The sequence below is a fragment of the Neisseria benedictiae genome (assembly GCF_958267435.1).
Classification (GTDB): Bacteria; Pseudomonadota; Gammaproteobacteria; order Burkholderiales; family Neisseriaceae; genus Neisseria; species Neisseria bergeri.
In genome coordinates this window covers 111,030-137,886 of sequence record NZ_CATQFV010000027.1, presented here as the reverse complement: position 1 = coordinate 137,886, position 26,857 = coordinate 111,030, and the positions used below count along the sequence as shown (strand labels likewise).

The 26,857-nt window shown below is 51.6% G+C and carries 26 protein-coding genes and 2 pseudogenes; 9 read left to right on the top strand and 19 right to left on the bottom strand.

Annotation, left to right across the window (positions count from 1 at the left end):
* Nucleotides 1-70: 70 nt before the first annotated feature.
* On the bottom strand, nucleotides 71-862 hold the full coding sequence (locus Q3O12_RS02875; RefSeq protein WP_107818840.1) for a DsbC family protein: 792 nt from the start codon (nucleotides 860-862) through the stop codon (nucleotides 71-73).
* A gap of 254 nt (nucleotides 863-1,116) precedes the next feature.
* Here Q3O12_RS02875 and Q3O12_RS02870 point away from each other — a divergent pair, with 254 nt between their 5' ends.
* The gene (locus Q3O12_RS02870) at nucleotides 1,117-1,782 is read left to right on the top strand and encodes a hypothetical protein (protein ID WP_308447781.1); all 666 of its coding nucleotides are present in this window, start codon (nucleotides 1,117-1,119) and stop codon (nucleotides 1,780-1,782) included.
* Nucleotides 1,783-1,827: 45 nt separating this feature from the next.
* On the top strand, nucleotides 1,828-4,017 hold the full coding sequence (locus Q3O12_RS02865; protein ID WP_301669228.1) for a primosomal protein N': 2,190 nt from the start codon (nucleotides 1,828-1,830) through the stop codon (nucleotides 4,015-4,017).
* Between the two features lie 45 nt (nucleotides 4,018-4,062).
* Here the strand turns inward: Q3O12_RS02865 and Q3O12_RS02860 are convergent, their stop codons facing one another.
* From Q3O12_RS02860 to Q3O12_RS02820, 9 genes are all read right to left on the bottom strand, one after another.
* Nucleotides 4,063-5,160 (bottom strand): NnrS family protein, encoded by a 1,098-nt coding sequence (locus tag Q3O12_RS02860; protein ID WP_301669227.1) that lies wholly within the window; start codon nucleotides 5,158-5,160, stop codon nucleotides 4,063-4,065.
* Nucleotides 5,161-5,280: 120 nt separating this feature from the next.
* A complete protein-coding gene (locus tag Q3O12_RS02855) occupies nucleotides 5,281-5,895 on the bottom strand; it encodes a CadD family cadmium resistance transporter (RefSeq protein ID WP_301669334.1) in 615 nt (204 codons plus the stop codon).
* Nucleotides 5,896-6,195: 300 nt separating this feature from the next.
* Complete coding sequence (locus Q3O12_RS02850; RefSeq protein WP_301669333.1) at nucleotides 6,196-6,888, bottom strand: ATP-binding cassette domain-containing protein; 693 nt, start codon at nucleotides 6,886-6,888, stop codon at nucleotides 6,196-6,198.
* Nucleotides 6,888-7,685 (bottom strand): ABC transporter permease, encoded by a 798-nt coding sequence (locus tag Q3O12_RS02845; protein ID WP_301669226.1) that lies wholly within the window; start codon nucleotides 7,683-7,685, stop codon nucleotides 6,888-6,890. The genes Q3O12_RS02850 and Q3O12_RS02845 overlap by 1 nt, the downstream gene beginning before the upstream one ends.
* Before the next feature lie 117 nt (nucleotides 7,686-7,802).
* Nucleotides 7,803-8,813 carry an alpha/beta hydrolase gene (locus Q3O12_RS02840; RefSeq protein WP_301669225.1) on the bottom strand — a complete coding sequence of 337 codons (1,011 nt, stop codon included), beginning with the start codon at nucleotides 8,811-8,813 and terminating at the stop codon, nucleotides 7,803-7,805.
* Nucleotides 8,814-9,130: 317 nt separating this feature from the next.
* Entirely contained in the window at nucleotides 9,131-10,108 is a 978-nt protein-coding gene (locus tag Q3O12_RS02835) for an ABC transporter substrate-binding protein (protein ID WP_301669224.1), read from the bottom strand.
* A 57-nt stretch (nucleotides 10,109-10,165) separates the two neighbouring features.
* On the bottom strand, nucleotides 10,166-12,085 hold the full coding sequence (locus Q3O12_RS02830) for a TonB-dependent receptor (protein ID WP_301669223.1): 1,920 nt from the start codon (nucleotides 12,083-12,085) through the stop codon (nucleotides 10,166-10,168).
* A gap of 366 nt (nucleotides 12,086-12,451) precedes the next feature.
* Nucleotides 12,452-14,380, bottom strand: coding sequence for a molecular chaperone DnaK (gene dnaK / locus Q3O12_RS02825; RefSeq protein WP_301669222.1), 1,929 nt, complete (start codon nucleotides 14,378-14,380; stop codon nucleotides 12,452-12,454).
* Between the two features lie 207 nt (nucleotides 14,381-14,587).
* Nucleotides 14,588-14,860, bottom strand: coding sequence for a hypothetical protein (locus tag Q3O12_RS02820; protein WP_003709535.1), 273 nt, complete (start codon nucleotides 14,858-14,860; stop codon nucleotides 14,588-14,590).
* Between the two features lie 186 nt (nucleotides 14,861-15,046).
* On the opposite strand from Q3O12_RS02820, the gene Q3O12_RS02815 reads away from it, so the two are divergent.
* From Q3O12_RS02815 to ubiB, 5 genes are all read left to right on the top strand, one after another.
* Nucleotides 15,047-15,733 carry a S24 family peptidase gene (locus Q3O12_RS02815; protein ID WP_301667045.1) on the top strand — a complete coding sequence of 229 codons (687 nt, stop codon included), beginning with the start codon at nucleotides 15,047-15,049 and terminating at the stop codon, nucleotides 15,731-15,733.
* 131 nt (nucleotides 15,734-15,864) lie between these two features.
* The gene (gene erpA / locus Q3O12_RS02810) at nucleotides 15,865-16,203 is read left to right on the top strand and encodes an iron-sulfur cluster insertion protein ErpA (RefSeq protein ID WP_002219692.1); all 339 of its coding nucleotides are present in this window, start codon (nucleotides 15,865-15,867) and stop codon (nucleotides 16,201-16,203) included.
* A gap of 16 nt (nucleotides 16,204-16,219) precedes the next feature.
* Entirely contained in the window at nucleotides 16,220-16,366 is a 147-nt protein-coding gene (locus tag Q3O12_RS02805) for a hypothetical protein (RefSeq protein WP_003709540.1), read from the top strand.
* Complete coding sequence (locus Q3O12_RS02800; protein WP_301669221.1) at nucleotides 16,363-16,827, top strand: peptidase; 465 nt, start codon at nucleotides 16,363-16,365, stop codon at nucleotides 16,825-16,827. The genes Q3O12_RS02805 and Q3O12_RS02800 overlap by 4 nt, the downstream gene beginning before the upstream one ends.
* A gap of 34 nt (nucleotides 16,828-16,861) precedes the next feature.
* The gene (ubiB, locus tag Q3O12_RS02795; RefSeq protein WP_301669220.1) at nucleotides 16,862-18,373 is read left to right on the top strand and encodes a ubiquinone biosynthesis regulatory protein kinase UbiB; all 1,512 of its coding nucleotides are present in this window, start codon (nucleotides 16,862-16,864) and stop codon (nucleotides 18,371-18,373) included.
* A 51-nt stretch (nucleotides 18,374-18,424) separates the two neighbouring features.
* On the opposite strand, the pseudogene Q3O12_RS02790 reads toward ubiB, so the two are convergent.
* Together Q3O12_RS02790 and cysE are read right to left on the bottom strand one after the other, a co-directional pair.
* Nucleotides 18,425-18,532: pseudogene (locus Q3O12_RS02790) on the bottom strand (IS5/IS1182 family transposase); the annotation flags it as partial.
* A gap of 133 nt (nucleotides 18,533-18,665) precedes the next feature.
* Nucleotides 18,666-19,484: a serine O-acetyltransferase gene (gene cysE, locus Q3O12_RS02785; protein ID WP_025457874.1), complete on the bottom strand. Its 819-nt coding sequence runs from the start codon at nucleotides 19,482-19,484 to the stop codon at nucleotides 18,666-18,668.
* A gap of 182 nt (nucleotides 19,485-19,666) precedes the next feature.
* Between cysE and grpE the strand changes: the two genes are divergently transcribed.
* Both grpE and Q3O12_RS02775 read left to right on the top strand, forming a co-directional pair.
* A complete protein-coding gene (gene grpE, locus Q3O12_RS02780) occupies nucleotides 19,667-20,245 on the top strand; it encodes a nucleotide exchange factor GrpE (protein WP_002214370.1) in 579 nt (192 codons plus the stop codon).
* Between the two features lie 62 nt (nucleotides 20,246-20,307).
* Nucleotides 20,308-20,466: pseudogene (locus Q3O12_RS02775) on the top strand (IS5/IS1182 family transposase); the annotation flags it as partial.
* 7 nt (nucleotides 20,467-20,473) lie between these two features.
* Here the strand turns inward: Q3O12_RS02775 and nqrM are convergent.
* From nqrM to Q3O12_RS02740, 7 genes are all read right to left on the bottom strand, one after another.
* The gene (gene nqrM / locus Q3O12_RS02770; protein ID WP_002214367.1) at nucleotides 20,474-20,689 is read right to left on the bottom strand and encodes a (Na+)-NQR maturation NqrM; all 216 of its coding nucleotides are present in this window, start codon (nucleotides 20,687-20,689) and stop codon (nucleotides 20,474-20,476) included.
* Nucleotides 20,690-20,712: 23 nt separating this feature from the next.
* Nucleotides 20,713-21,768, bottom strand: coding sequence for an FAD:protein FMN transferase (locus Q3O12_RS02765; RefSeq protein WP_301669219.1), 1,056 nt, complete (start codon nucleotides 21,766-21,768; stop codon nucleotides 20,713-20,715).
* Between the two features lie 632 nt (nucleotides 21,769-22,400).
* Nucleotides 22,401-23,618, bottom strand: coding sequence for an NADH:ubiquinone reductase (Na(+)-transporting) subunit F (nqrF, locus tag Q3O12_RS02760; RefSeq protein WP_301669217.1), 1,218 nt, complete (start codon nucleotides 23,616-23,618; stop codon nucleotides 22,401-22,403).
* Nucleotides 23,619-23,631: 13 nt separating this feature from the next.
* Nucleotides 23,632-24,225, bottom strand: a complete 594-nt coding sequence (nqrE, locus tag Q3O12_RS02755) for an NADH:ubiquinone reductase (Na(+)-transporting) subunit E (protein WP_002223986.1) — start codon at nucleotides 24,223-24,225, stop codon at nucleotides 23,632-23,634.
* 3 nt (nucleotides 24,226-24,228) lie between these two features.
* On the bottom strand, nucleotides 24,229-24,855 hold the full coding sequence (locus Q3O12_RS02750; protein ID WP_002214361.1) for an NADH:ubiquinone reductase (Na(+)-transporting) subunit D: 627 nt from the start codon (nucleotides 24,853-24,855) through the stop codon (nucleotides 24,229-24,231).
* Complete coding sequence (locus tag Q3O12_RS02745) at nucleotides 24,855-25,631, bottom strand: Na(+)-translocating NADH-quinone reductase subunit C (protein WP_003753877.1); 777 nt, start codon at nucleotides 25,629-25,631, stop codon at nucleotides 24,855-24,857. Before Q3O12_RS02745 ends, Q3O12_RS02750 begins: the two co-directional genes overlap by 1 nt.
* Nucleotides 25,624-26,856: an NADH:ubiquinone reductase (Na(+)-transporting) subunit B gene (locus tag Q3O12_RS02740; RefSeq protein ID WP_301669216.1), complete on the bottom strand. Its 1,233-nt coding sequence runs from the start codon at nucleotides 26,854-26,856 to the stop codon at nucleotides 25,624-25,626. The genes Q3O12_RS02745 and Q3O12_RS02740 overlap by 8 nt, the downstream gene beginning before the upstream one ends.
* Between the last annotated feature and the right edge of the window lies 1 nt (nucleotide 26,857).

Sequence of the window (26,857 nt, the reverse complement as noted above, 5' to 3'; positions counted from 1 at the left end):
CGGGCAGGCTTCAGACGGCATTTGAAAAAGGCTTGGAACACGGTTCCAAGCCTTTTGTTTTGCGGATGGATTATTGATTTTTGCGGATGATTTCCTCCAGTTGGGGCATCGGGCTGTAGCCGCTTTGGGTGCGCCCGTTGGGGAAGACGAGGGTCGGTGTGCCGTTGAATCCGAACTGTTCGCCCAAGGAAGTGGTTTCCGCGACGGGGTTGTCGCAGATGCTGCCGCCGGCCGGGAATTTGCCTTTACGCATCCATTCCGTCCACGCTTTGGCGCGGTCGTGCTGGCACCATAAGATTTGCGCTTTGCGTGCGGCATCGGGGTGCAGGCCGGCAATGGGCATCATAAAGCTGTAAACCGTCACGTCGGTCATTTTTTCAAACTCGTGTTCCAAGCGTTTGCAGAACGGACAATCCGGGTCGGAGAAGACGGCGACTTTCAGCTTGCCGTTGCCGCGTACTTCTTTGATGGCTTTGTCCAAAGGCAGGGAGGCGAAGTCGATTTTGTTCAAATCTGCCATACGCTGTTCGGTGAGGTTTTTCCGGTTGTTGATGTCAAGAAGTTCGCCGGAAAATAGATAATCGGCGTTTGCATCGGTGTAGATAATCTGCCTTCCGCTGATGACGACTTCGTAAATGCCTCTGACCGGTGTTTCGCTGACGCTGATGACTTTCAGGTCTTGGGATTCGTAAATTTTTTCGAGGCGTGCTTTCAAGGCTTCGCCGACTTTTCCTTGTACGGGGGCGGCGGACTCGGCTTTGACGGCGGGTTCGGCGTTGGCGTTGGAAACGGGCGTTTGACCGCACGCCAGCAGCGGGAGGACGGTAAAGGGGGTTAAGATTTTGATTAACTTGGTTTTCATATCAGATGATTGCGCGTGTTGGAAAAGCGGCATTGTATCAAACCTCTGTTGCGCCTGCATTGCGCCGAGGCTCAATTTATCGTCTGAAAATAGCTTCCGGCTGTTAAAATACGCAAAAATAATTTGATTGTTTGTATGATCTACCACCGCATCGCTGTAAATATATGGCTAAGCGGATTTTAGTGCGGTTTGAGGCCGTCTGAAAGATTTGCTGCGGGCAACTGAAAGATTTTACCGACACTTTGAGAAAAATGATGAACCAACAAGAATACGCTGAATATCTGTTTAAGCTGCTGGGCGAAGAGCCGCAGGCAGCAGATAAATATAATGGCTGGGAAGATTATTTCTACGGTTTGTTTCAAGGTTTTATGCCCGACGGAGAAGGCGTGGCTGCGGTGTTTGAACCTTTGGAAAAGGGACAGGAATTGCTGGCGCGCATCATGCCTGTGTATCAAAACACTGCCGAACACAATCAAGAAATCCTCGACGGCGGCTATATTCCCGGCTATTTCTGCCCGCCTGTGCAAGATGAGGCAGAAGTGAGACAGACGGGCGAGCGTTTGCTGGAAGGGTTGCGCGAATTTGCCCGCTTTGTTGAAGATGAAGAGCTGATTGCAGCCTTGGCAGCGATTAAACAGATACGTTTTGGCGAGCCTGCGGAAGAGTTTGACGATACTCAGGATTTGTTTGGAGAAGCATTTGATGAATGGCGGGTTAGTAATACAGATGACAACAGCCCCGAACAAGTGTTGGACGAAGCCTATTATTCTATAAATTGCGATTATTACCTGTCCGCCTATCTGCAATATCCGCTTTACCGCACCAAGCCCGACAGCGATTTTCTCCGTCCTTATTTCGATTTGTGGAAACAGGGTTACGGCTTTACTTTAGATAAAGACTGTTTGTATTTGTGCAAATAACTTCCGTTTCTTCAGACGGTCTCAAACCATTTGTCCGACCACGCTATGATCTACCACCGCATCGCCGTGAACGTGCCGCTTTCAGACGGCCTTTTGACTTATTCCCATTCCGAGCCGCTGCCGCAGGGAGTGCGGGTGCTTGTGCCTTTTCGCAATAAAACTGTTGTCGGGATTGTGTGGGAAACGGATATCGCGCCTGATATGGATACGGCGCGGATTTTGAGCGTTCAGACGGCCTTTGTGGAAGAAAAGCCATTGCCTCAAAGCTGGCGTGATTTGTTGGCGTTTACGTCGCGTTATTACCACTATCCGACCGGGCAGGCGGTATTTGCCGCATTGCCGCAAGGTTTGAAGGAAACGCGCGCAGTGGAAATGCCGCAGCCGCCGTTGTTTTATGCTTTAAACGAAGCAGGCAGGGCGCAAACGCCGCCGCTGGCGCGGTTCAACAAAAAAGCGGCTTTGTGGGACGCGCTACTGTCAGGCGGGATGACGATGGCGGCGTTGAAACAGGTAAACACGCAGGCGGCGAAATTGATTGAGGATTGGGCGGCGCAGGGTTGGATTGAAACGGCGGAAGCGGCGAAACCGGTTTTAAGGTCGTACTACGGGCAGGTTTCGCACTCTGAATTTGTATTAAATGCCGACCAACGGCAGGCTTCCGATGCCATTCAGACGGCATTGGGACGCTTCCGGCCGTTTCTGCTGTACGGCATCACCGGCAGCGGCAAGACCGAGGTGTATTTTGATGCGATGGCGAAAGTGTTGGCGCAGGGGCGGCAGGTGTTGTTTCTGTTGCCCGAAATCAACCTCACGCCGCAGCTTTTGAAGCGGGTGGAAAACCGTTTTGCCGACGTGCCGACTGCCGTGTTGCACAGCCGGATGGCGGCAGGCAGGCGTACGCAGGATTATCTGCGCGCGATGTTAGGGCAGGCGAAGCTGGTGATCGGTACGCGGCTGGCGGTGTTCACGCCGATGGATGATGTCGGGCTGATTGTGGTCGATGAGGAACACGACGGCTCGTTCAAACAGGACAACGAATTGCGCTACCACGCCCGCGATTTGGCGGTGTGGCGGGCGAAGCAGGGCGGCTGCCCCGTTGTGTTGGGCAGTGCTACGCCCAGTTTGGAGAGTTGGCACAAGGCGCAAAGCGGCGCGTACCGCCTGCTGCAACTGACCGAACGCGCCCATACCGCCGCGCAACTGCCGCAAGTGGACATCCTCAACGTAGGCCGTCTGAAACTCGACAACGGTTTCTCGCCGCAAGCCTTGCAGCTTTTGAAACAGAACTTTGAAGCGGGCGGTATGTCGCTGGTGTACCTCAACCGTCGCGGTTTCGCGCCCGCGCTGTTTTGCGGCGACTGCGGCCATACCTTCGGCTGCCCGAACTGCTCCGCCAAAATGGTGCTGCACCAACGCGCCCGCCAACTGCGCTGCCACCACTGCGACCACCGCGAACCCGTCCCGTTCAAATGCCCCGACTGCGGCAACCAAGATCTGACCGCCGTCGGACACGGCACGCAGCGCGTCGAAGAAACCCTGCGCGCCTTCCTGCCCAAGGCAGCCGTCGTCCGTGTTGACAGGGACAGCACCGCGCACAAAAACGACTGGGCGGATTTGTACCGCCGCATCGCCGACAATGAAATCGACATTTTGGTCGGCACGCAGATGCTCGCCAAAGGGCATGATTTCGCGCGGCTCAACCTCGTTATCGTGTTGAACGCCGACGGCAGCCTGTACAGCGCGGACTTTCGCGCCCCGGAAAGGCTGTTTGCCGAGCTGATGCAGGTGTCCGGCAGGGCGGGGCGTGCCGACAAACCCGGCAAGGTGCTGATACAGACCCAGCTGCCCGAACATCCCGTCTTTACTGCCGTCAAAGCGCAAAATTACGCCGTGTTCGCCGAAAACGAATTGAACGAGCGGCAAATGTTCGCGATGCCGCCCTTCGGTTTCCAGACCGCCGTCCGCGCCGATGCGCCGCGTGTTGCCGATGCGATGGAATTTCTCAACGCCGCCAAAGAAACCCTTGCCCCGCTGTTGCCCGAAAGCGTCTCCCAGTTTGGTGCCGCCCCCATGCTGATGGTGCGCCTTGCCGAACGCGAACGCGCGCAAATTTTCATCGAATCTCCGTCCCGACAGGATTTGCACCGCGCCGTGAGTTTGTGGGTGCAGGTGTTGCAGCAGAACAGGGACGGCAAAATCCGATGGTCGGTGGATGTCGATCCGCAGGAGGCCTGATTATCGGCAATACGATGCCGTCTGAAACCGTTTCAGACGGCATTTTTATTCCGGATCGTCTGTAAACGCGTTCGCTCGAAAAATCGGTACGAATGTCAGCATGTAAAGCACGAACACGGCGGCGGTCAGAATCGCGGGAACGGTGATGAAGAATATCGGGTTCACGTTCATTAAAACAGCGCGCGAAACGGCGGCGGCGAAAAGGATGGGGACGGCGATGCGGCAGAGTTTGGGGTAGTCAAGTTTGGTAAAGCCGCTGTGCCACAGTCCGGCGGTCAGCCACACCATCATCACGCCGCCCATCATGCCGCCGAGGGTAATCAGGTGCAGGGGCGCGGAGGCGGGCAGGTTTTGCAATTTCGCCGCGCCTGTCCACAGATAGCCTGCCGCGGCAAAGAGTTGGAGCAGGTAATAGGTGCGGACGTAGTGTTTGCGCAGGAGTTCGTGATGGTGCAGTTCGCGCAGCTTGGCAAGCAGGATGAAGCCGACGGCGAGCGCGGTAAAACCGGCGGTTTGCGCGGGCAGCCAAAGTTCGGCGGCGGCGTGCAGCAACAGGAAGGTGATGGCGATGTTTTTATAGACAACGTTGGGGATGAATACAGGGTCTTTCAGACGGCATTTTTTGAGGGCTTCCGCGCCCAAAAGGACGCTGACGCGGACGGATACAAACATGACCGCTGCCATGTTCAGATGTACTTGCGCACGCAGTAAGTTCAAATCGCCGCTGACGGCATAGGCCGTCTGAAAAGCAGTAAACGCGGCAAGCAACGTCAAAAGAGCGAAGTTGTCAGTGTTCCGGTCGAGCCAAATCAGCCAAGTGCAGAACAGCAGCAATACCAGCCAATAGGCGGCAACGAAAAACGAGGCAGTTTGCGGCGAAAAGGGCAGTATGGCAGATGCGGCGAGCAGTAATGCCGCCATCAAAGTAGCGACAGGTTTCAGACGACCTTTATAACCCGTCCATTCGAGCATGGCTGCAGTCAGGAAGCCGCCGTATGCCGCAGGCAGCATGAGTTCTAAGAAGATTTGGCGGTGCAAAATGACGGCACCGGGGCTGATGAAAAACACCAACGCGCCGAGTATGGCAAGCACCGCCGCACCGACGAAAAACGGCCGCATGGGGTGGGTGAAAAACTTATTCATGGTTTGGCTTGATTCTGCATGAAGATGCTTTCGGATATAGATTTATTGGGAGGACAGGGTTGTATCTTGTATTGAAGAAGCAAGCCGAAGGTTTGTCAGATACTCAAATGCCCGTATCATTCATATTATTGATATTATTGTTTGAATTGTATTATTTTCAATAATAATAAATAACCCTAAACCAATATAAATAACAGCCATTATCCAACGACTAAACTTCTCTACAATTTCACCAACACCTGCAATATTAGCCAATCTTTGTGCTGTATATACTAAAACAAAAATCAATATTAAAAATACAAGAAGAGTAACTAATAAGTCGACAAGATCTAAAGTCACAAAGTAAGGAACAAAAAGTCCAATATTATCTGCACCACAACTAGCAACTGTAACCAAAGCAACAATACCGACTAATTTTGACAACCCTTTTTCATCCAATTCTTTTTTAGCTCTTTTTTCGCCCTCACAATCGTCGTAAATAGCAACTTTAATACCTAAGTAAATCGGTATTAAACCTAATAAACCCAACACCCATTTTTCCGGAACATAATTTAAAACAAAAGCTAGAAATAAACTAACTAATATTAAAATTACAGAACCTAAATATTGTCCGATATAAATATCTCGATATTCTTTTCTAGTATTTGCTCTAGCAAAAAATATTAATAGTATTACCAACAAATCTACTGCTGTAGCAATATATAAAACAGCAGCAGTAATCACAGTCGAAAACATAAAGCACCTCATAATGAATCCCCTGCCCCCTTGGCACCACGGCTTTTTCAAAAACCGAGTCGCGTTCGGATAACAGATTCGTACCTTTCGCCGAAGAGGCAAGCCTACGGCTTACTTGCCCTCCCCCACGGGGCAAGGGGATTGGGTTGTCGTTCCCGAACATTTTCAGGTTTACCTGCCATCTAATTCCCAATCCTACGCGCCCTCTGATTTTCAGCAACCTGATTCCCTCTCCCGGTGGGAGAGGGTTAGGGAGAGGGTAACGAACCGCAAGGTTCGTCAGACACTCAAATCCCCTTATCACTCATAATAATGAATCCCTTGAAACTCCCTTGCTACCACGGTTTCTTCAAAAGCCGAATCGCGTTCGGACAACGGCGTGGGCAGGGTCATCACGTTTTGCACGTTCATGCCCTTAGTGGAAAGCAGCATGATTTCATGGCTCAGGCGTGCGGCTTCGAAGCGGTCGTGCGTTACCAGCATACACGCCATGCCCTGCCGCTCGATTTTTTCCACCAGCATGGCAACCAAAATATCGCGCAAATCGCGGTCCAAACCGACAAACGGCTCGTCCAGCAAGGCAAGGTCGCAGCCGCACAGCAGCAGGCGCAAAAACGCCACCCGTTTCGCCATACCGCCGGACAATTCGGTCGGATATTTGTTCAAATCGCCCGCAGTCAGCCCGACTTTCGCCGCCAGCGCGATGATTTCGCCTTCATCGGGTTTGTCCATAAAAATGGCGATATTCTGCATCGCGGTCAGGTTTTCCGGCAGGCGGTTTTCCTGAAACAGAAAACCCGTTTTGCGGAAAGTATTGCGTATCGTGCCCGATTTCGGCGTTTCCAAGCCCGCAATCAGCCGCAAAACCGTCGTCTTGCCGCAGCCGCTCGGCCCGAACAAGGCTTTTACTTCGCCATGTTGCAGGTTCAAACTGAAATCGCGCACAATGGGGTCGCGGAGAATTTCAAAACGCACGTTTTCAAGACAGAGCATCATCTTCTCCACGGCATAAACAAAATTTCCAAAGGCTTGGTAATCAGGTATTCAAACAGCGACACAAACATAATAACCAGCACCACATAAGCCATCACCGTCGAAGTCTCCAGCATCGCCCTCGCGTCCGCAATCCGCGCGCCCACGCCTTCGCTTGCGCCCAAGAGTTCCGCCATAATCACCACCTTCACCCCCATCGCCACCGCCACGCCGACGCTGGAAATCACATAGCCCGTCAGATGCGGGATATACAGATAACGGATTTTTTTCAGACGGCCTAATTTATAAGCGTCAAACAACTCCTCATGCTGCCTGTTCACACTCGCCATCCCGACCGCCGCACTCGCAAACGTCAGCGGCGCAACCAATACAATGATGGTAAACAACACGCTCGGATTGCCGAAACCGAACCAAAACAACGCCATCACCACCCAAATAATCGGCGGCATCGCCAACAAAACCGTAATCACAGGCTTGAGCAACGCCATCGCCGTCTTAAAACTGCCCGCCACCAGCCCCGCCGCCAATCCCGCTACCAGCGCAACCGAAATCCCCACCACCGACCGCCACAGCGAAATCCCGATTTCGTTTTCCTGAAAATGTTTCAATAAATACAAAGACTTTTGAAACACCTCAACCGGCGCAGGCAGCATAAACCCGCCAAACACGGCACTGCCCCACGCCCACAACGCCACTACCATCATCGCCACGCTCAGACCGGCAAAGCCGCTCCACAGGTAGTCGATGATGTAAAACACCGCAGGCTGCGGTTTGCGGATTTTGTCGGTTTTAATCATGATTTGGGTGTTGGTTGATGGGGATGGTTTGGGGATGATAGGTCGTCTGAAAAAAAGCTGGTTATATTGTTTTATATTTATGAGGCATGAATATTTAACTGAGACCTCCAAACGAATCTAATCCAAGCCTTTTTCTTTAAGCCAATTCTCCAGCACATCAGCGATTTCCACGTTATTTGCTTCGGCAAAGGCAAAATGGCTGTTGCCGCGTATGCCGATTTCAGGCAGGCGCACAACGCTGGCATCGCCGCCGTGTCGGTTGACACAGTCGGCGAAAGCTTGCGCCATATGGATACGCTCAATCCACCGTTGTGATACCCAATGCGGGTTGTCTGCCGAGATGTAATCGCCGTAGTAGATGACGATAGGCATTTTAGTCAGCAGGGTGAAACGTTCGGCACTGATAGGCTGTGAGAGTGAAATGTTGGCTGCGTCGTTAGCAGGTGTGGCTACACTCGGCACTTCGTTTTCGGGGAAAACAAACTCGGTGCCGGGTTCGTAGGAAACCACGGCTTTCACTTTTTCAGGGTTTTTCAGCACAGTTTGCCAGCCCGGGCCGCCGCCTTGCGAGTGGGTAATCAGTACGCCTTCGCCAATGCGGTCGAACACGGCAGCAACGGCATCGGACACCACGTTCAAGTCATACGCGCCGGTGTTGGGTGTGATTTGGCGCAAAAACTGGTTCAGGCTGGCGGCATCTTTGGGAAATTGACCGTTCACAAACAGGTTTGGGAAGATGCCCATGCGGAAGTTTTCAAACCAGAACTGGTCGTTGGGCAACACGGGGGCGTTGTCGGCGATGGTGCTGTTGCCCGCGCGTCCGCGTCGGGGTTGGTCTAAAAGATAGGTGCTAAAACCGCGCCGCAGAAATAACGTGCCGAAGCCCTCTCGCCCATCGGGTGTGGATTCCCAGGTTTTGCCTGATTGTCCTGCGCCGTGCAGGAAAACGAGCGGCAGGCGACGGGCGTTTACGGGAATTTGGTAGGAAACGTAGGCATGGTCGCCGTGAAAGGTTTGTCCTGTGTGGCTCATCGGGTTTTCGGTGCTGTATGTGCCGTCTGCCTGAATTACTGTACCACCTACGAAAAAGCTGCCTTGCCCGGCAATGGTCAGGGGCTGTTTGTTCATAAAAATTCCTTGTCTTAACAATTAAATAGTAATCGTAGGTTGGGTCATGACCCAACATTTCAGACAGTTCGACAGTTTTGTTGAGTTTGACAACCTACGGTTACTACCCGCCGTCATTCCCGCGCAGACGGGAATCCAGAGGTTTGACGTTGCTGCAATTTTAAAACATTCCTGCAATATCAGAGACTGGATTCCCGCCTGCGCGGGAATGACGGCTCTTTGTGTACTGTTCGAACTATTATCTGATAGGTCGTCTGAAAAATGATAAATCAGGTATTCACAACCACCCTGCCCTTTTCAGACGACCTCTTCTCCTTTTAAGCCAAGAAGAATCCGTTATCAGGCAGCTTGCCGCCTAGAAGTTTCGGGTTGAACTGCATCATGATTTCGTAAAACTTCAAAATCTCGTTCTTCACTTCGCTGCCTTTGGTTACCGTCAGCCGCGCGCCGTCCAAGCCCATGACTAGGGCGGGTTCGGAAGCGGGGAGGTAGTTTTTGCCGATTTTCGCCGCGCTTTGGCGGTTGGTCAGTATCCAGTTGAGCGCGTTTTTCAAATCCTGATGGAAGAGGTCGAACTGCGCTTTGTGTGCGTGGAAATATTCTTCGTTGGCGATGATGCCTGCCATCGGAATCAGCGGTTTGGTGTCAAACGCCTGTCCCCATGCTTTTACCAAATCAAAACCACGCACGACGTTTACGCCCATGGTTTTGCCTTTCAGTAGGCTGGCGGTTGCCATCGGTTCAGGCAGGATGGCGGCGTGGTAATCCTTGCTCAAAAACAGTCCGACTGCTTCGGGCGGTGTGGCGGTGTAAGTGATGCCGACTTTGTGTGCGTCAATTTTCAGTTTTTTCAACAAGGCTTGCAGCACGATGTCGGGCATGTCGTTTTTAAACGGCACAAGGATTTTTTTGCCGACCAAATCCTGCGGCGAGGCAATCGCGCTGCCTTTGCACATCAGCTGCGTGATGCCGTTGGTCAAAATATTGACCATGCCGACTTTCTGCCCTTGGTTGCGCAGGTTCACGCCGACATTGCTCGGGCTCATCATTACTTTAAATTGTCCGCTTGCTACGCCTGCGCGCAGTTGGTCGGGCGAACGCCAGATTTTCAGCGATACATCCGCCTGTTTTGCCAGCTTGCCTTGCAACGCCGCTACGGCAATGGTTACGCTGGGCATCGCCGGTGCGCCGTACACGGTAAATTGTTCTTTACCTGCAGCCAACAATGAAGGCGAAACGCCTGCGGCTGCCAGCGCGGCGGTCATTTTTAAGAAATCACGTCTTTTCATATCCATTTTTTATCTCCTAATTCTTAATAAGCCGGTGTAGGCATTCTTTCAGACGGCCTGATTTTAAAACGCCGCGTGCAAACTCAGCCAATATGTCTTGCCCGGTGCATACACCACGCTGGGCGACAGGGCGAGGACGTGGTCGCCGCTGATGTGTTCAGCGTATTTTTTGTTGAATACGTTGTTCACGCCCAAGCGCAAGCCGTATTTGTCTTTGAGGTTTACGCCTGCGTACACGTCGGCAACGGTAAAGCCTTTGGCGGCTTCGCGTTTGTCTATGCCCAAACCGCTTGCCACGTCAAAATCGCCGCGCGTTTGTTTGGCAACAAAGCGTGCAGCCGCGCCGATGTTGTAACTGCCGTGGGCAAAGTAGTTTTTGTAGTCGGCTTGGACGGCGGCTTCAAACGGACGGATTTGATAGAGCGGTCTGCCGTCGGTTTCGTTGTGTCCGTAGTTGTAGGTGGCTTTGATGCCTGCCGCCCAGTGCGGATTGAAGTTGTAACGCACGTAGGCTTGCGCGGTGAATAGGCGTGCATCGACATTGCGTGTGATGATGCCGCCGCCTTTGGAAGCTGTGCCGCTTTGTCCGTGTGCGCGGTCAAAAATAATCAGGTCTTTGACTTTGTCCGCCACAAGCGTGCCGCCCACGTTCCAGCCCGCGCCTGCCAGAGAGTTCATGTAGCCGTTGTAGTAGTCGTTGCGGCTGTCGGCGGTGAGCTTGATGCGGTTGTGTTTTTCGGTTTTTAGCAGGGGGTTGCCTGCGATGGCGGCGGCCGGTTTGGAATTTGTTAACGCGCCGTTCGTACGGTCTTGCACGATGGCGGCAAGCGAGTTGAAGCGTTCGGTGTTGTCGCCGATTCGTTCCAAATGCGCGAGGGAAACGCTGTATTTTTGCGTTTCAGACGGCGTGAAATCGTATTTGAGTTCGCCCGACAAAGCATGACGGCGCACTTTGCCGTTGAAGTCGTAGCCGTAATGGGTTTTCCAGATTTGTTGCGATGAGGCGAAGGCAAGGTTACGGTTCATCGGATGGGCGGGCTGTGCCGTATTTTTGCGTACGTCTGCTTCGTTGATTTCGTGGCTTAAGCCCAAGCCCAGTTTGTGTTGGTCGTCAAACTTGTAAGACAAGGTATCGGCAATGCGCCAGCGGTCGAGGTGTACATCGGCGAAACGGTAGCCGTTGAGGAAGTCGCGCATGGGAGTGTGGGCGTTGCGCTCGCCGTTTTGGCTGTCGTTGCGGTAGCTGACGGCGGCGGTGTTGTGGAACTTGCCGAAATCCGCGTCGTGTTTGAGCGAGAAATCATACACTTTGCGGTCAAGCTCTACGAACACTTGCTGCGGCGTATTGTTTTGGCGCAGGGAGTAATTGTCGGCATGGCGTTTGAGTTTGATGACGCCTGCTTCCGCGCTGACCGTATTGCTCAAATCGGCATTGCCCCAACGCGCATTGAGTTTGGAGATGTGGCGTTCGGTGTCCAATGCGTCGTTGACGAACTGCGGTTGGCGATCGTTGTTGATGTCGTCGTGCAGATAAGTGAGGCGGTATTCTTGATTTTCAGACGGCACGAAACCGAGTACCAAAGCCTGATTGAAGCGGCTGTATTTCCAATCGGTATCGCGCCCGCCGCCGTCTTTATAGCCGTTTGCCTTGGTGTGATTGAGGTTGGCTACGCCGTATACCTTCGCCCCGCGTGCTTGCGCGGTAACGGAATTATAAAAACTTTTGCCGTAGAAGCCGCTGTTTGCTTTCAGCGGACGGAAGGCTTGGTCTATGTTTTCGGTAACAAAGTAATGATCGCTGCGGTCGGTGCGGTCGAATTGGTTTTCGGGGAAATAGCCTTGCGCTGCGGTCGGTGCAATCGGTTTGGGCGGGGAGAAGGTTTTGACGGATTGTATTTCTTCAGTATTTGCCAGTTGTTCTGCCCAAGATGGAGCAACGGAAAAAACGGTCATCAAAGCCCATGTGAGAGTATTTAGTTTCATTTTTTAGCTCATGATAATAATTATTATTTATTATCCTATTAAAAAAAATTTAAGTAAACAAGAAAATGATATAAAAACGCCTGGAGCGTGATACATCGGTTGAAACTTGATTTTTGGAGCGTTGCGGCAGATTGATTTGGAACTGTTGCCATACTGTCGTTTTTGCAGCGGCTGATAAAAAAGGCTGTATTTTAATAATCCGTTGATTACAACTACTTGTCAGGGGAAAGAAAATTATTTTTCCGGTTGGGTAGAAACCTATCCTATCGAATACCTTGAAGCCGAGTATGCCTGTCGGCACTATATTAAAACACAGCCTAAAAAAGCGCGAACCAAACGGTTCGCGCTTTTTTCAGACGGCATCAATTATTTTTTATCGTCTTTAACTTCGGTAAAGTCCGCATCGACCACGTCATCGTCTTTTTGGGATGATGCGTCCGCTTGTGCGCTTTCACCTGCTTGGGCTTCAGCTTGCGCTTGCGCGTAAACCATTTCGCCCAGTTTTTGGCTGGCTGCACCCAAAGCTTCGGCTTTGGCATCGATAGCTGCTTTGTCGTCGCCTTTAACGGCTTCTTCGGCTTCTTTCAGCGCGGCTTCGATTTTTTCTTTCTCGGCAGCGTCGAGTTTGTCGCCGTAGTCCGCCAAAGATTTTTTCACGGAGTGAATCAGGGCTTCGGCTTGGTTGCGGCTTTGTACCAGCTCATGCAGTTTTTTATCTTCCTCAGCATTGGCTTCGGCATCTTTTACCATGCGTTCGATTTCTTCTTCGCTCAAACCTGAAGAACCTTGGATGGTAATGTTGGCCGCTTTGCCAGTACCTTTGTCTTTGGCAGAAACGTGCAAGATACCGTTGGCGTCGATGTCGAAAGTAACTTCAATTTGCGGCATGCCGCGCGGTGCGGGTGCAATGTCGCCCAAGTTGAACTGACCCAAAGATTTGTTGGCAGAAGCACGTTCGCGTTCGCCTTGCAGTACGTGGATGGTTACTGCACTTTGGTTGTCTTCGGCGGTAGAGAACACTTGAGACGCTTTAGTCGGAATAGTCGTGTTCTTTTGAATCAGCTTGGTCATCACGCCGCCCATGGTTTCGATACCCAAGGACAGAGGGGTTACGTCCAGCAGCAATACGTCGCTGCGGCCGCCGCTCAATACTTCGCCTTGGATCGCTGCGCCTACGGCAACGGCTTCGTCAGGGTTCACGTCTTTGCGCGGTTCTTTGCCGAAGAAGTCTCTCACGGCTTCTTGTACTTTCGGCATACGGCTTTGACCGCCAACCAAGATTACGTCGTCGATGTCGCCGGTGCTCAAGCCGGCATCTTTCAATGCAATTTTGCAAGGTTCGATAGAGCGGGTAATCAGGTCTTCAACCAGGCTTTCGAATTTGGCGCGGGTGATTTTCATGGCCAAGTGTTTCGGGCCGGTTGCGTCCATGGTGATGTACGGCAGGTTAATTTCGGTTTGCTGACCGCTGGACAATTCGATTTTGGCTTTTTCGGCAGCTTCTTTCAGACGTTGCAGAGCCATTACGTCTTGTTTCAAATCAATACCTTGTTCTTTTTTGAACTCGGCGATGATGTGGTCGATGAGGCGTTGGTCGAAGTCTTCACCGCCCAAGAAGGTATCGCCGTTGGTTGCCAATACTTCGAATTGTTTGTCGCCGTCGAGATTGGCGATTTCGATGATGGAAATATCGAAGGTACCGCCGCCCAAGTCATATACGGCTACTTTGCGGTCTTTGTTGTCGCCTTTGTCCATACCGAATGCCAAAGCAGCTGCAGTCGGCTCGTTGATGATGCGTTTTACGTCCAAACCGGCGATGCGGCCTGCGTCTTTGGTGGCTTGGCGTTGGCTGTCGTTGAAGTAGGCCGGAACGGTAATCACGGCTTCGGTTACTTTTTCACCCAAGTAAGCTTCGGCGGCTTCTTTCATTTTACGCAAAACTTCTGCGGAAATTTGAGGAGGAGACAGCTCTTTGCCTTGTGCTTTCACCCACGCATCGCCGTTGTTGGCTTTGATGATTTCAAAAGGCATAGATTCGATGTCGCGTTGGACTTCTTTGTCTTCAAATTTGTGACCAATCAAACGTTTGGCGGCGTAAATAGTGTTTTTAGCGTTGGTTACGGCTTGGCGTTTTGCCGGTGCGCCGACGAGGATTTCACCGCCGTCCAAATAAGCGATAACGGACGGCGTGGTGCGTGCGCCTTCTGCGTTTTCAATGACTTTGGTTTGACCGTTTTCAGAAATGGATACACAAGAGTTGGTTGTACCTAAGTCGATACCGATTACTTTTGCCATGTGGATACTCCTATTTGATTTTGCTTATTTTGCGAAATATGTTGGAACATTTTGTCCCGATGGGCTGTAAATAGGGCGGGCGGCGGGCTGTTTCAAGCCGCAGTACGGGTGTAAGTATGTAACTTTATGAATATATTGGTTTTATATTTGATTTAATACATTTGGCTCCAATGCATTCCAGCATAGTATTTCAAATGGCAGGCAGGTTTATTCATAGACGATGCCGGCGAGCATTTCCTGTTCGTTCAAGTTGCCGTACTCTTTTTCCCAGTCGTGTGAAGACTCGATGATGTCGCATTCTTTGGAAAGGGAGACTTGTTCTGCATCCATATCTTTGGCGTTCAGCATATTGAATTGTTCGCACAGGGATGCGGATAAAGTGATGTCGGGCTGTTTGGCTTCAGAACGGTTTTCTTGGAAGGCAAAGCAGAATGCGGTAAATGCCGCAGTATAGATAAGATATTTGCCGGTTTTCTTCATTTTTTTATCCTTTTTCTGTCAATTCAGGATCAAACCTATGGAAAATCTGAAAAATTATGCATTGAGTAAGAAAAATCATAACTTAAATTTAGTTTATCATAGTTATTCCGTTTTTTGGATAGCTAAGGTAAAATATATTTTATGTTTACTTTAGATGATTGAATGAAGGGGAGCGGAAGGATATTTATGGAAACCTTTAAAGACAGACTGGTTTTTTTATGGAAAAGCGAAGCGAAGCAGGCAAAAATCGCATCCGATATTGAAATGACGATTGCGGGCTTCAGCAGGATATGGAATGAAGGCGGTCTGCCGAAGTCTGAAACATTGAAAAAAATCAAGCAGTTGAAGGGGTGTAGTATCGATTGGCTGCTGACGGGGGAGGGTGATCCGTTTCCGGATGAAGCCCCAAAAAAATCCCTTGCTTACGATACTTTGGGCAATGAAGTCGATACGGACGAGTTTGTCTTCGTGCCGAGATATGATATTCGGGCGGCTGCGGGATACGGGCAGTTTGTCGATCATGAGGAACCGGTATTTACAATGGCGTTCAGACGGCATTGGATTGAGAATTATGTTACCCGTGATGTGAAAAACCTGTCTGTAATTTCCGTCAAGGGGGATTCGATGGAGGGGGTTTTGAATGACGGGGATTCGATTTTGGTCAACCATAGCGAGAATACGCCGAAGGACGGACTGTATGTGTTGCGGATTAATGAAAACCTGTTGGTCAAACGCCTGCAAATCGTACCCGGCGGGATTATCAATGTCATTTCCGCCAACGAGGCTTACCCTGCTTTTGAAATCAATTTGAACGACTTGACCGATGATGTGGAGATTATCGGGCGTGTCGAGTGGTTCGGCAGGACGATTTGAGTTTGGGGCTTGAAATTGCAGGCGGTCAAACTTATCTATTGGAACAATTCCTTTTTCAAAGGCGAAGCCTGCTTGCCTTTGAAGGGGGTTTGAGAGAGAATGCAGAAAATACTATATTAAGGAATAACACCATGTCGGATGAAAGCCCCATTATTTTTACTGACAGCTGCTGTGCCAAAGTTGCCGATTTGATTGCCGAAGAAAACAACCCCGATTTGAAATTGCGGGTTTTTGTCAACGGCGGCGGTTGCTCTGGTTTCCAGTACGGATTTACTTTTGACGAAATCAAAAACGACGACGATTTTGAAATTGAGAAAAACGGTTTGGTCTTTTTGGTCGATCCGATGAGCTATCAATATCTGGTCGGTGCGGAAATCGACTATACGGAAAGTTTGCAGGGTTCGCAATTTGTCATCCGCAATCCCAATGCGGAAACGACCTGCGGTTGCGGATCGTCGTTTTCCGTATGACCGCTTGGTTCGTGTGATGCCGTCTGAACGTTCAGACGGCATTTTTACTTTTGGAAAATATATTATCGGGATGAATTCACATATAATCCGATTGTTTGAAGATGAATCGGGTTTCCCGAAAGGAACGGGCGGAACGGTATCAGGCGTATTTGTTCCCTTATGATTGAGATGAGTAAAGATTACCGAAACGATTTGTATGATGTATATGTTTCCTACCCGCCCCAAGTGGATCGCGGGCTTATCCGGGAGTGCCTTAAGGAGAATCTCGGCGAAGAAAAGGCGGAAGGGTTGATTGCGTCCCTCGATTCCAAACCGCAAGTGCTGGTTGAGGAAAAATGCACTTGGGAGAAACGGGAAGAGTTGCACGATTATTTCAGCTATTTGGGTTTGGATATTATTACCCGGAGATATATGGAGTTGGAAACGGTTGTGCCTCCAGAGGAAGGGGAGGGCAAAGGAGAAGGCGCGGATGGGGAAATACCCGAATATCTTGAACTTCACGGCGGGCGGGAAGATGATATTCCCACACCTTCGCAACCCGAACCTCCGCCCCGCAATATCAAACCGCTGGTTTTTGGGCTGCTGATTGCCTTTTTGGGCTATCTGCTCGGTAAGATTTTTTGATTGTCCGATAAATGCTGTATTCGGGATTTTATATATGAAATGGTTGAAACGCCTGACGGTCATTGTCGGGACTTTTTACCGCTATCGGCTGGCAGGCCTGTGCGCTTCGCTGATGGGTAGCGGTTGGATATGCGCTCTGCTGAAAATGATGCCGCAGTCGTCCAAATTGAAAAACGAACCGCCTGCCGTCCGCCTGCGCCTTGCCTTGGAAAGCCTGGGGCCGATTTTCATCAAGTTCGGGCAGGTTTTGTCCACACGCCCCGATTTGATTCCGCACGATTACGCCGTCGAACTGGCAAAGCTGCAAGACAAAGTGCCGCCTTTTGATGCGCGGCTTTCGCGTGAACAAATCGAAAAATCGTTGGGTCAGCCCATCGAAAAGCTGTATGCGGAATTTGAAACCGAGCCCGTCGCCAGCGCGTCCATCGCCCAAGTACACAAAGCCCGCCTGCATTCGGGCGAACGAGTGGCGGTCAAAGTTTTGCGCCCCAACCTCTTGCCCCTTATCGAACAGGACTTGTCGCTGATGCGTTTCGGCGCGGCTTGGGTCGAACGCTTGTTTTCAGACGGCAAGCGTCTGAAGCCGCGCGAAGTGGTGGCGGAGTTCGACAAATATCTGCACGACGAGTTGGATTTGATGCGCGAAGCCGCCAATGCCGGACAGCTCGGTCGCAATTTCCAAAACAGCAATATGCTGATTGTGCCCAAGGTGTTTTACGACTACTGCACAAGCGACGTGCTGACGATTGAATGGATGGACGGCACGCCGGTTGCCGACATCGCCAAACTCAAAGCAGACGGCATCGATTTGCACAAACTCGCCGATTACGGCGTGGAAATCTTTTTCACGCAAGTTTTCCGCGACGGCTTTTTCCACGCGGATATGCACCCCGGCAATATTTTGGTTGCCGCCGACAACCGCTACATCGCCCTCGATTTCGGCATCGTCGGCACGCTGACCGATTACGACAAACGTTATCTCGCCATCAACTTCCTCGCTTTTTTCAACCGCGATTACCACCGTGTCGCCACCGCCCACATCGAATCGGGATGGGTGCCTGCCGACACGCGTGCGGAAGAATTGGAAGCCGCCGTCCGCGCCGTGTGCGAACCGGTGTTCAACAAGCCGATTTCGCAGATTTCCTTCGGCTTGGTGCTGATGCGCCTGTTTGAAGTCAGCCGCCGCTTCAATGTCGAAATCCAACCGCAGCTTGTATTGCTGCAAAAAACGCTGCTCAACATCGAAGGTCTGGGCCGCCAACTCGATCCCGATTTGGACTTGTGGAAAACCGCCAAACCGTTTTTGGTGAAATGGATGAACGGGCAGGTCGGCCCCAAAGCCCTTTGGCGCAACCTCAAAAACGAAGCCCCCGACTGGGCGCAAATCATCCCTTCATTGCCGCGCAAAATCAATGCCTTGGTCGATGAGGCGCGCCGGCAGGAAATGCGCGATGCCTATATTCATTTGGTCAAAGTGCAGCAGCGGCAAAGCCTGTGGCTGGCGGTAATAGCGGTTGTTTTGCTGCTGATTTTGCTTTTGAAATAGGCTTTGTCCGAATCATCGCCCGACTCCGCCCGTTTATAAGGAAACCGGTTATAGTGGATTAAATTTAAACCAGTACAGCGTTGCCTCGCCTTGCCGTACTATCTGTACTGTCTGCGGCTTCGTCGCCTTGTCCTGATTTAAATTTAATCCACTATATTTCCGGTTGTGTGGGAATCGGGTGTATCGAATAAAAGATATTTTGTCCGACTGATAAATGCCGGTATCGGCGGCTTGAAGCGGGCAATGCCGTCTGAAGCCCGTTTGGCGTTTCAGACGGCATTGGTGCGGATATTCAAATCATAAAGTCGATTTCGGCAAACTGGATATTTTGATCCATATCCGCCGACGGGGTTTTGAGCGACCGCGCCACGGGTTTGGCGGGTACGCCGACAACCGTGATGGACGGCGGCACGTCTGAAACCACGACGCTGCCCGCGCCGATTTTGGCATTGCTGCCGATGCGGATATTGCCCAATATCGAGGCGTTTGCGCCGATCATCACGCCGTCGCCGATTTTGGGGTGGCGGTCTCCGCCTTCTTTGCCCGAACCGCCGAGCGTTACGCCGTGCAAGATGGAAATATTGTTGCCCAACACGGCGGTTTCACCGGCAACAAAGCCTGTGGCGTGGTCGAGCATCAGCCCGTATCCGAAACGGGCGGCAGGATGGATGTCCACGCCGAATACTTCGGACATACGGTTTTGCAGGAAATACGCCAGCGTTTTGCGCCCGTCGAGATACAGCCGGTGGTTGATGCGGTGTGCCTGAATCGCGTGAAAACCTTTGAAATATAAAAGCGGCAGCGAATATTCGTCGCAGGCGGGATCGCGTTCGTAGATGGCTTTTAAGTCTGCTTCGACGCATTTGCCGATTTGGGTGTCGCTGCCCAACGCCTGCTGGTAGATTTCAAACAGTGCGCGCACGTCCATAATCGGGCTGCCGAGTTTGCTGGAAAGGTGGTAGGCAAGGACGGAGCCGAGGGACTCGTGGCGCAACACGGTTTGGTGCAAAAAACTTGCCAGCATCGGTTCGGCGGCGGCCGCGGCCGCGGTTTCTTCGCGGATGGTGTGCCAGAGGTCGAAACCGGTTGTGTTCAAATGGTTTTTTTTCATAATGGATGCCGTCTGAAAAGCATAAGGTCGGCGGTATCTTACCGTTTATATGGTTTTTGCGGTAGGGTATTCGGCGGCGGATGTGAAATTTCCTGCCTTTGCTTGAAGTTTCTTGAAAATGTCCTTATCTTGCGCGGGTAATAACCGGATTTTGATTTCCAATTTGTTTTAAGGGATATGATATGAGCGAACAGACACAGCAGCAAAACAGTGAAGAAGCGGTTGAAAATGTGGAGGCGGTGGAAACCGTCGAGACAGTAGGAAATGCGGACGGTGTGCAGGAACAGGCTGCCGCCGAGCCGGCTTATGAGGATTTGCAGGCGCGGATTGCCGAGCTGGAAGCGCAGTTGAAAGACGAACAGCTGCGCGCTTTGGCAAACGAGCAAAACCTGCGCCGCCGCCATCAGCAGGAAATTGCCGATACGCACAAGTTCGCCGGACAGAAGTTTGCCGTGGAAATGCTGCCGGTCAAGGATTATCTGGAAATGGCGCTTTTGGATCAGAGCGGCAATTTCGATGCGCTGAAAATGGGCGTGCAGATGACTTTGAACGAGTTGCAGAAAGCATTTGATGCCACGCAAATCAAGGAAATCAACCCTAAAGCGGGCGACAAGCTCGATCCGAATATCCATCAGGCGATGCAGGCGGTGGCAAGCGAACAGGAACCCAATACCGTGGTGGGTGTGATGAAGAAGGGTTATACGCTGTCCGACCGCGTGTTGCGCCCGGCTATGGTTACGGTGGCACAGAAGGAAGCCTGAAGGCGCCTGGGGAATAATCTGATTTATTTCCTGAAGCGCGTTTTGCGTATAAACCGATCGAAGTAAAGCGGCAATGCCGTCTGAACCCGCCTGTCGGGCTTCAGACGGCATTTTATAGTGGATTAAATTTAAATCAGGACAAGGCGACGAAGCCGCAGACAGTACAAATAGTACGGCAAGGCGAGGCAACGCTGTACTGGTTTAAATTTAATCCACTATATTTCGGCGTTAACGGTCAACCCGTATGCCGCCTGCCTGTTTTTCTTCATCCAGTTTCTTTTGCAGGGTGTCGCAAGGTGTGTCGCAGTCGCACATTTTTTTCATACCCAAGGCGGTAATGCCGCCGCAACTGCCTTTGATGGTGCGTTTGGAGAAAATATAGCCGACCGCCATACCGATGATGACGGTCAGGAAGATGCCGAAGGTGAGGAGCAGGGTTTTCATAGTGTTTCCCAATCGGTGTGTGTTTAACGGAGCAGCTTGGCAAATTCGGAAGACATCGCGGTGCGGTAGCTGCCTTTATCCCTGACAATCAGGAAAACGGCGAGTTTTTCTTGTTCTGCCAGCTTTAAGGCTTCGGTTTCGCCTAAAACAAATAATCCTGTGGACAAGCCGTCCGCCGTCATCGCACTGTCTGCGACCACGCTGATGGAGGCGAGGTTGTGGCTGATAGGTCGTTTGTTGTTGGGATTGATGATGTGGGAGAGGCGTTTGCCGCTTTTATCGACGTGGAAAATACGGTAATCGCCGGAAGTGGCAAGCGAACGGTTGTTCAGCGGGACGATAATCTGCGTATTGCCGCCTTGGACGATATTGGGTTGCTCGATACCGATGCGCCACGGTTCGCCGCGCGCGTTTTTGCCTTTGCCGTGCAACTCGCCGCCGATTTCGACCAGATAATTTTGAATGCCGTATTTTTCCAGTTCGCCCGCAACTTTATCAACGCCGAAGCCTTTGGCAATCGAAGATAAATCCAAATAGGCCTTGGGGTGGGTTTTGCTCAAGGAAGCGTAATCTTTGCCTTGTTTCAAAATGATTTTGTCTATGCCCGTATAAGATGCCGCCTGTTTGATTTGTTCCGGTGTCGGTTCCCGGGTAACGGATTTGTCGGGGCCGAATCCCCAAAGGTTGACCAAGGGGCCGACGGTTACGTCCAGTGCGCCGTGCGTCAGGCGGTTCAGGCGGACGGCTTCGGCGGTAACGTGTGCGAAGTCGCTTGAAATGCGGAGGGGTTTGCCGGCTGCGGTTTGGTTGAACCGGCTGATTTCGGAGTCGGGCTGATAGGTGGACATCTGCCGGTTGACTTCTTTAAGCGCGTCATCGATGAGCTTTTGTATTTCGGCAGGTGAGGGGAGTTTGTCCCGATTATTTGAAAGGTATTTGACGGTATAGGTAGTGCCCATCGTTTCGCCTTGCAGGGTAACGGTTTGCGCGGTTTGTTCCGAACAGGCGTTCAGGAAGATGAAACCCAGGGCAAATATCAAGGCGCGGATAAGGTTCGGCAGGCGTGTTTCAGACGGCATAGTGTTTGACGGTTTTGGCAAATGGCTTGAATTATATCGCAAAATGGCCGATATGTTTCTATGCCGATGCCGTCTGAAGGGTGTTCGGGCGGCATCGCCCGTCGTTTAGGTGGCGGTAATATAGTGGATTAAATTTAAATCAGGACAAGGCAACGAAGCCGCAGACAGTACAAATAGTACGGCAAGGCGAGGCAACGCCGTACTGGTTTAAATTTAATCCACTATAAAAAACAAACCGGTGTTTTACCAACCGGTTTGTCAGGGTTTAATGGTCAGCGCGTCCTGCGTTGCCATTTATTGTAGTAGTATTCGTAATCTTCATCACGACCGCCCGATTCAATCCAATCATCGTATTCGGGGCTGTTTTCAAAGCTGTCAGACATTATCCGTACCTCGCAAAATGGGTTTATCGATACTTTTTTAGTTATGGAATCAACCATAACTAAAAAGAAGTGTACTTCTTTGCTTTTCCGCCAAAATATTTAACCGCACATCCGCCGCAGGGTAAAAATGGAAGTTCAACGATATTGATACTGGTATGGGCGGATGCCGTCTGAAGGGTGTTCGGACGGCATCGGGATAAAAAAAGGAAGAAACCGAGGTTTCTTCCTTTTGTGTTTGAAGCCGAATATTTAACCGCCGAAATCGTCCAAGAGGATGTTTTCGTCTTCCACGCCTAAGTCTTTGAGCATTTTGATGACGGACTGGTTCATAATCGGAGGGCCGCACATATAGAATTCGCAGTCTTCCGGTGCCTCGTGGTTTTTCAGGTGGTTTTCGTAAACCACGTTGTGGATGAAGCCTGTGTAGCCGTCCCAGTTGTCTTCAGGCAACGGGTCGGACAGGGCGACGTGCCACGTGAAGTTCGGGAACTCGGCTGCGAGTTGGTCGAAGTCTTCGACATAGAACATCTCGCGTTTGGAACGTGCGCCATACCAGAAGGTAATTTTGCGTTTGGAGTTCAAACGTTTCAACTGGTCGAAAATGTGGGAACGCATCGGTGCCATACCCGCGCCGCCGCCGATAAATACCATTTCGGCATCGGTGTCTTTGGCGAAAAATTCGCCGAACGGGCCGGAAATCGTAACTTTGTCGCCGGGTTTGAGCGACCAGATGTAGGAAGACATTTGTCCCGGAGGCGCATCGGGTACGCGTGGGGGCGGCGTGGCGATACGCACGTTCAGCATAATGATGCCTTTTTCTTCAGGATACGAAGCCATAGAGTAGGCGCGCAAAATCGGCTCGTCCACTTTGGAAACGTATTGCCACAGATTGTATTTGTCCCAGTCTTCGTGGTATTCCTCGGGAACGTCGAAGTCTTTGTAGGCAACGGTGTGCGGCGGGGCTTCGATTTGGATGTAGCCGCCGGCGCGGAAGGGGACTTCTTCACCTTCGGGAATGGCAAGCTTGAGTTCTTTAATGAACGTGGCTTTGTTGTCGTTGGAAATGACAGTACATTCCCATTTTTTCACACCGAACACTTCTTCGGGGACTTCGATGTCCATGTCGGTTTTGACGTTGACTTGGCACGACAGACGGCAGCCTTCGCGTGCTTCGCGTTTGCTGATGTGGGACAACTCGGTCGGCAGAATGTCGCCGCCGCCGCTTTTCACGACAACGCGGCACTGACCGCACGAACCGCCCCCGCCGCAGGCGGAGGGGATAAAGATGCCTTCGTTGGCAAGCGCGCCCAAGAGTTTGCCGCCGGCGGGCATCGTCAGCTCTTTTTCGCCGTTGACTTTGATGGTGATGTCGCCTTCGCTGACCAGTTTGGATTTGGCAAACAGAATCATCAGTGCCAGAACCAAAACGATGACGGTAAACATCACGATACCTAAAATAATCTCCATACCGGTCCCTTTCTTATAACTGGATGCCGGAGAACGACATAAACGCCATCGCCATCAGGCCGGCGGCGATAAAGGTAATGCCCAAGCCTTTGAGGCCTTTGGGAGCGTCCGAATATTTCATTTTTTCGGTAATGCCCGCCAAAGCGACAATCGCCAACATCCAGCCTAAACCCGCGCCGAAGCCGTACACGACGGATTCGCCGAAGTTGTATTCGCGCTGCGCCATAAACGATACGGCGCCGAAAATTGCGCAGTTTACGGTAATCAGAGGCAGGTAGATACCCAATGCGTTGTAGAGGGCGGGGACGAATTTGTCCAAAAACATTTCCAAAATCTGCACCAAAGCGGCAATCACGCCGATGAAGGTGATGAATTTCAAAAAGGTCAAATCCACGCCTTCGACAATCGCGCCGTCTTTGAGCAGCGAGTAAACGAGTTGGTTGGCGGGGACGGACAGCCCGAGTACGAAAATGACCGCCACACCCAAACCGAATGCGGTGGATACTTTTTTGGATACCGCCAAAAACGTACACATACCCAAAAAGAAGGATAGCGCCATATTTTCAATGAAGACGGATTTGATGAAGAGACTCAAATAGTGTTCCATAGCTTATTCCTCCGCCTGTTCGGGCTTCCAGGTACGCAGTCCCCAAATCAAAAAGCCGATGATGAAGAACGCGCTGGGGGCGAGCAGGAAGAGGCCGTTGGTCTGATACCAGCCGCCGTCCTGCACGGTTTGGAAAACGGTGTAGCCCAAGAGTTTGCCCGAGCCAATCAGTTCGCGGACGGTGGCGACGACAAGCAGCATCATCCCGTAGCCCGCGCCGTTGCCGATGCCGTCGATCAGGCTTTCCAGCGGCGGCTCTTTCATCGCAAATGCTTCGGCGCGGCCCATCACGATACAGTTGGTAATAATCAGGCCGACGAATACGGAAAGCTGTTTGGACAACTCATAGGCAAAGGCTTGGAGCAGTTGGTCGACCAGCGTAACCAGCGACGCGATAATCGCCATTTGCACGATGATGCGGATGCTGTTGGGGATGTAGTTGCGTACCAGCGAAATGAAGAAGCTGGAAAAACCGGTTACCAAAGCTACGGAAATACCCATCACGATGGCCGTCTGAAGTTTGGTGGTAACCGCCAAAGCCGAACAAATACCCAAAACCTGCAAGGCAATCGGGTTGTTGTCGATAAAGGGTGAAAACATTAAGTGTTTCAAGCGTTTCATATCAGCCATTATTGCGCTCCTGCTGATTTCAATTTGTTCAGATAGGGGATATAGCCGTTTTCGCCGAACCAGTAGGCGAACGAACCTTGCACGCCTTTGGATGTCAGCGACGCGCCGGAGAGGGCATCTACGCCGTGTTCTTTGTCCGAACCCGCGCCTTTGCCGACGTGCAGGGCGAGTTTGCCTTGTCCGTCAAACAGTTTTTTGCCGACGAATTTTTGCTGCCACAACGGATTGCCGATTTCGCCGCCCAAGCCCGGGGTTTCGCCTTGTTCGTAGTAGGTGATGCCGTTGATGGTGTTGCCGTCGGGTTGGATGGCGACAAAGCCGTACATAACAGACCACAAACCGTTGCCGTGCATCGGCAGGATGATTTGCCCGATTTTGCCGTCTTCGCCTTTTACCAAGTAAACTTCGGTGTATTTGGCACGGCTTTTGATGCCTGCCAAATCGTCTTCGGGTTTGATTCGGATGCTTTGCGCGGGGTCTTTGCCTGCGATGCGCGCGCTGAAGTCTTTTGGCGCGTCTTTCACATATTCGCCGGTCGCCAAATCGACCACGCGTTGCTCGATACGCTCGGCAAAGGTTTTGCTGATGTCGGTATTTTTATCCATCAAACCGGCTACGCTCAAGATATAGCCTTGTTTGTCTTGGAGTTTTTGTTTTTCTTGGATGGGTTTCAAGCCGACAACCGCACCGGCAACGATGACCGAGCAAATCAGGCTGACCGCCAACACGACAATCAGCGTGCCGCTGAAGCTGTCTTTATCGAATTTCTTAGCCATTGCTGCGCGCCTTTCTGCGTTTGATGTTCGCTTGTGCGACGAAATAGTCGAAAATCGGGGCAAACAGGTTGGCAAACAGAATCGCCAACATCATGCCTTCGGGGTAAGCAGGGTTGACCACGCGGATCAATACGCACATCACGCCGATCAGCGCGCCGTACCACCATTTGCCGACATTGGTAAAGGAAGCGGAAACAGGGTCGGTCGCCATAAACAGCATACCGATGGCGAAGCCGCCGACGACCAGATGCCAGTACCAAGGCATAGCAAACATAGCGTTGGTGTCCGAACCGATGACATTAAACAGCGAAGACATCGCAATCATACCGATCATCACGCCGGTAATAATGCGCCAAGAAGCGATGCGGGCAAACACGATAAATGCGCCGCCGATTAAGAGTGCCAAAGTGGATACTTCGCCGATGGAGCCGGGTACGTTACCGATAAACGCATCCATCCAAGTGATGGTTTGACCGGTTACGGCGTTTTTCAGACCGTCTGCACCGTGTGCCGCCCATTGCGCCAGCGCGGTTGCGCCGGAATAACCGTCAACCGCCGTCCAAACCGCATCGCCGCTCAAGTTGGCAGGGTAGGCGAAGAACAGGAAGGCGCGGCCTGCCAGCGCAGGGTTCATAAAGTTTTTACCCGTACCGCCGAATACCTCTTTTGCAACCACCACGCCGAAGGTAATGCCCAAAGCCGCCTGCCACAAAGGCAGCGTAGGCGGAACGATTAAGGCAAACAGAATCGAAGTCACGAAGAAACCTTCGTTGATTTCATGTTTGCGCACGGTGGCGAACAAGACTTCCCAAAAACCGCCGACGATAAATACGGTTGCGTAAATCGGCAGGAAGTAAATCGCGCCGAACAGCATTTTGCCCGACACGCCCGCTTCAGACGACATATTGATGCCCAAAGCGTTGGCAAGGGCGTAATGCCAGTCGTTGGCGATGCTTTGTTGCAGCAAATCGGGCGTTAACGCACCGAATGCCTGTACGCCGACGTTGTACATACCGTAGAACATGGCAGGGAACAAAGCCAGCCACACCAAAATCATCATGCGTTTGGAGTCGAGCGCGTCGCGGACGTGGGCCGCTTTGCGCGTTACCGCGCCGGATGTATAGAAAATCGTCGCCGCAGCTTCGTAGAGGGCATACCATTTTTCATGTTTGCCGCCCGGCAGGAAGTGCGGTTCGATTTTTTCAAGAAAATGTTTCAAGCCCATA

What these genes read in the sequence shown, in the direction of transcription:
- Q3O12_RS02875 (WP_107818840.1), bottom strand. Translation starts at nt 862, where the DNA reads ATGAAAACCAAGTTAATCAAAATCTTAACCCCCTTTACCGTCCTCCCG.
- Q3O12_RS02870 (WP_308447781.1), top strand. Translation starts at nt 1,117, where the DNA reads ATGAACCAACAAGAATACGCTGAATATCTGTTTAAGCTGCTGGGCGAA.
- Q3O12_RS02865 (WP_301669228.1), top strand. Translation starts at nt 1,828, where the DNA reads ATGATCTACCACCGCATCGCCGTGAACGTGCCGCTTTCAGACGGCCTT.
- Q3O12_RS02860 (WP_301669227.1), bottom strand. Translation starts at nt 5,160, where the DNA reads ATGAATAAGTTTTTCACCCACCCCATGCGGCCGTTTTTCGTCGGTGCG.
- Q3O12_RS02855 (WP_301669334.1), bottom strand. Translation starts at nt 5,895, where the DNA reads ATGTTTTCGACTGTGATTACTGCTGCTGTTTTATATATTGCTACAGCA.
- Q3O12_RS02850 (WP_301669333.1), bottom strand. Translation starts at nt 6,888, where the DNA reads ATGCTCTGTCTTGAAAACGTGCGTTTTGAAATTCTCCGCGACCCCATT.
- Q3O12_RS02845 (WP_301669226.1), bottom strand. Translation starts at nt 7,685, where the DNA reads ATGATTAAAACCGACAAAATCCGCAAACCGCAGCCTGCGGTGTTTTAC.
- Q3O12_RS02840 (WP_301669225.1), bottom strand. Translation starts at nt 8,813, where the DNA reads ATGAACAAACAGCCCCTGACCATTGCCGGGCAAGGCAGCTTTTTCGTA.
- Q3O12_RS02835 (WP_301669224.1), bottom strand. Translation starts at nt 10,108, where the DNA reads ATGGATATGAAAAGACGTGATTTCTTAAAAATGACCGCCGCGCTGGCA.
- Q3O12_RS02830 (WP_301669223.1), bottom strand. Translation starts at nt 12,085, where the DNA reads ATGAAACTAAATACTCTCACATGGGCTTTGATGACCGTTTTTTCCGTT.
- dnaK (WP_301669222.1), bottom strand. Translation starts at nt 14,380, where the DNA reads ATGGCAAAAGTAATCGGTATCGACTTAGGTACAACCAACTCTTGTGTA.
- Q3O12_RS02820 (WP_003709535.1), bottom strand. Translation starts at nt 14,860, where the DNA reads ATGAAGAAAACCGGCAAATATCTTATCTATACTGCGGCATTTACCGCA.
- Q3O12_RS02815 (WP_301667045.1), top strand. Translation starts at nt 15,047, where the DNA reads ATGGAAACCTTTAAAGACAGACTGGTTTTTTTATGGAAAAGCGAAGCG.
- erpA (WP_002219692.1), top strand. Translation starts at nt 15,865, where the DNA reads ATGTCGGATGAAAGCCCCATTATTTTTACTGACAGCTGCTGTGCCAAA.
- Q3O12_RS02805 (WP_003709540.1), top strand. Translation starts at nt 16,220, where the DNA reads ATGCCGTCTGAACGTTCAGACGGCATTTTTACTTTTGGAAAATATATT.
- Q3O12_RS02800 (WP_301669221.1), top strand. Translation starts at nt 16,363, where the DNA reads ATGATTGAGATGAGTAAAGATTACCGAAACGATTTGTATGATGTATAT.
- ubiB (WP_301669220.1), top strand. Translation starts at nt 16,862, where the DNA reads ATGAAATGGTTGAAACGCCTGACGGTCATTGTCGGGACTTTTTACCGC.
- cysE (WP_025457874.1), bottom strand. Translation starts at nt 19,484, where the DNA reads ATGAAAAAAAACCATTTGAACACAACCGGTTTCGACCTCTGGCACACC.
- grpE (WP_002214370.1), top strand. Translation starts at nt 19,667, where the DNA reads ATGAGCGAACAGACACAGCAGCAAAACAGTGAAGAAGCGGTTGAAAAT.
- nqrM (WP_002214367.1), bottom strand. Translation starts at nt 20,689, where the DNA reads ATGAAAACCCTGCTCCTCACCTTCGGCATCTTCCTGACCGTCATCATC.
- Q3O12_RS02765 (WP_301669219.1), bottom strand. Translation starts at nt 21,768, where the DNA reads ATGCCGTCTGAAACACGCCTGCCGAACCTTATCCGCGCCTTGATATTT.
- nqrF (WP_301669217.1), bottom strand. Translation starts at nt 23,618, where the DNA reads ATGGAGATTATTTTAGGTATCGTGATGTTTACCGTCATCGTTTTGGTT.
- nqrE (WP_002223986.1), bottom strand. Translation starts at nt 24,225, where the DNA reads ATGGAACACTATTTGAGTCTCTTCATCAAATCCGTCTTCATTGAAAAT.
- Q3O12_RS02750 (WP_002214361.1), bottom strand. Translation starts at nt 24,855, where the DNA reads ATGGCTGATATGAAACGCTTGAAACACTTAATGTTTTCACCCTTTATC.
- Q3O12_RS02745 (WP_003753877.1), bottom strand. Translation starts at nt 25,631, where the DNA reads ATGGCTAAGAAATTCGATAAAGACAGCTTCAGCGGCACGCTGATTGTC.
- Q3O12_RS02740 (WP_301669216.1), bottom strand. Translation starts at nt 26,856, where the DNA reads ATGGGCTTGAAACATTTTCTTGAAAAAATCGAACCGCACTTCCTGCCG.